Source organism: Arthrobacter sp. P1_B4 (assembly GCF_056406555.1).
Map to the genome: position 1 here is coordinate 1 of NZ_JBFTZW010000174.1, position 2598 is coordinate 2598.

Consider the following 2598-nt stretch of genomic DNA (forward strand, 5'->3'; position numbering starts at 1 on the left):
TCCAAGGGAGGACCGCGGCTCGGGCCTGTGCCCGGGCGCTGGCAGGAGCCGGCTCCGCGTTACCCATATCCTCAACCGAGTCATCAGGAACGTGATCTGGGAATATCCGTCAGGTAGCTTGCAGGCGCCGGGACCGCCTGGGCTGGGCCGTGGTGTTCGAGGCCGTGGGTGTGTCCCACGGCCTCGARCACCACGGCGGCCAGGCTCTGTGTGCTCATCATGATCTCGCGCTGCCGGCGTGCACCTGTGCCGGCGCTCAGGATCCGGGCCGCTTCCGCGGTTACTTGCTCCTCGTCCCCGCTGTCGGCCAGGGCTGGCCGGATATGGGAGAGGAGGACCTGGACCGCTTCTCCAGCCGGGCATGGAATGTTCAGCAGGGGGTGCAGGAGGGTGTCGTCGACGCCTGATTGACTTGCCTTCCACGCCGCCAGGCGCAGTTGCCCGGCGGACAGCCGGGGCTCAGAAATCCCGGAGCGCCATTCCTGGGCGGCCCGTTCAACGAGTCCCCGCACCAGCGCGGCAATCGCGGCCGCGTGTGAGGCCTCCATGCAGACGTCGGCAATGCGTACCTCCACAGTCGGGTGATTCCGGGAAAGGCGCGCGTCGAAGTACACCATGCCTTCATCGAGGAGTACGCCCGTAGTCAGCAGGGATTGCACGTACCGGTGGTATTCCCGTTCTGATCCGAACCTTTCGCAGGGCCCGGCGGTCGGCCAGCGGCTCCAAGCCTGGTAACGGAAGCTTGCGTATCCGGTGTCGGCACCCTGCCAGAAAGGGGAGTTCGCGCTCAGCGCCAGCAGCACGGGCAACCAACGCCGGATCCGGTCCAGGACTGCCACCCCTTCCTCACCGTCGTTGACACCGACATGAACATGGAAGCCGCAGGTGAGTTGCTCCCGGAGCGTCACCCCGAACCGCGTTGCCATGTTCAGGAAACGGGGCTGCGCTACGAGGGTAGGAGTGGCCGGCATGGGACTGGTAGCCACGGCGACAGCTCGTGCGCCCACCGAACGGGCCGCCTCGTCGGCAAGCCGCCGGCCCTCGCGGATGCCTGCAATTACTTCCTGCAGCGTGGAACAGACCGGGCCAACGGCCTCGAGCTGCTCTTGCTGGACCTCCAAAGCCAAGGATGGGCCGCCACTGGTTTCAGGGCGCTGCGGGGCCTTGGCCAAGCACGCCTCCGCGGCGGGTACGGGCTGCCCCGTCGTGGCATCAACGAGCAGGAATTCCTCCTCGACGCCGAACGTCCTTGGAACCTCGCCGCCAGAACGGTTGGGTGGTCTCGTCATTGAAGAATTCAAGGCAGCTCCTAACAGGAAGGCCTCCAGCCCTGCCACTGCAAGGCGGCTGCCAATGAAGCTATACAGCCCTCCTCCACAAGCCATGATCACCGGCCCGCTCGCGCTGCTGATCCCCAGAATATCCCCAACAACAACATGCCGGAAGGAAAAGCCCCTAAGACAGTCATCCAGACGCACGTGGCACCATCGCCAATACCTTCCGGGGAACGGGACGCGTAACGACGGCCGGGATCTGCTGCTGCCCAATGTCGGTACGAGATCCCGCGGTCGGCGCCCGGTTGGCGGCGGGGCGCCGGGGGATTCCGGGTGCTAGCAGTACGTATCACCTTCCCCGGATGAGGCCCACGCCCGTGTTTCGGGCAGACAATGGTCGGACTTACGTGCGGCAGGGTTCCCTGCCGCATTCCATTTCGGAAAGGGGCCTCCAGTGTCCAGACCACACCCGATCCTTGCCGGATCGATCGCAGCCGGGGCAGCCATCGCACTGCTCACGGGCTGCGGCACGTCCAGCCCCGGCACCAGTGTCAGCAGCGCCAGAGCGGAGAAGAACGTTTCGCAGGCATGCGCTGCTGCCAGTGCCTTCGCCGGATCCCTGACAAATTTCAAACAGACACTCAAACCCGGTGCCACGATAGAACAGATCAAATCGGCACGGGAACAGGTCGCGAAGACCTACGACGACCTGGTCAAGGCCAGCCAGGACGTAGCCAAGGACGAAATGGACGCAGTTAAGACGGCCGAAAACAAGTTCGACGCAGCCGTCAGAGCCGTCCCGGATGATGCCACCCTTACTCAGGCGGCCGCCTCCCTGCGGGACGACGCCGCCAACGTCCAGGCCGCGGTCAGTGACCTCCAGACGGCGACTAAATGCTGACTTCAAGGCCCCTCCGGGCAGGTCTGCAGCTAGCCTCAGTCCTGCCCGGCTGCATTCCCGCCCCACACCGCTCCTACAGAAAGCAGGGAAGTTGACATGAGTTTCTGGGAAAACTTTTGGGATATTTTCTGGTGGTTCTTCCTCGTATACGCGTTCATCGCCTTCCTCTGGGCGTTGTTCGCCGTCATCGGCGACTTGTTCCGCGACGACACGCTGAGCGGCTGGTGGAAAGCCGTCTGGATCCTCTTCCTGGTCTTCGTGCCCTTGTTGGGTGTGCTGGTCTACGTGATTGCCCGCGGTAAGGGCATGACGGAGCGGTCCATGGCACGGGCCCAGGAGAACCGGGAGGCCTCGGATGCTTACATCCGCAGCGTCGCTGCACCGAGTCCGAGCGACGAGATCTCCAAAGCCACGGCTCTTCGG

At 64.3% G+C, this 2598-nt stretch carries 3 protein-coding genes; 2 read left to right on the plus strand and 1 reads right to left on the minus strand.

Annotated elements, in window-relative coordinates; genetic code table 11:
* Positions 1-83: 83 nt before the first annotated feature.
* Positions 84-1289 (minus strand): glutamate--cysteine ligase, encoded by a 1206-nt coding sequence (locus tag AC1D1W_RS20450; RefSeq protein ID WP_476944670.1) that lies wholly within the window; start codon positions 1287-1289, stop codon positions 84-86.
* 439 nt (positions 1290-1728) lie between these two features.
* On the opposite strand from AC1D1W_RS20450, the gene AC1D1W_RS20455 reads away from it, so the two are divergent.
* Together AC1D1W_RS20455 and AC1D1W_RS20460 are read left to right on the plus strand one after the other, a co-directional pair.
* Entirely contained in the window at positions 1729-2175 is a 447-nt protein-coding gene (locus AC1D1W_RS20455) for a hypothetical protein (RefSeq protein ID WP_028276898.1), read from the plus strand.
* 96 nt (positions 2176-2271) lie between these two features.
* The coding region (locus AC1D1W_RS20460) for a PLDc N-terminal domain-containing protein (protein WP_476944671.1) at positions 2272-2598 on the plus strand (327 nt) is incomplete at its 3' end.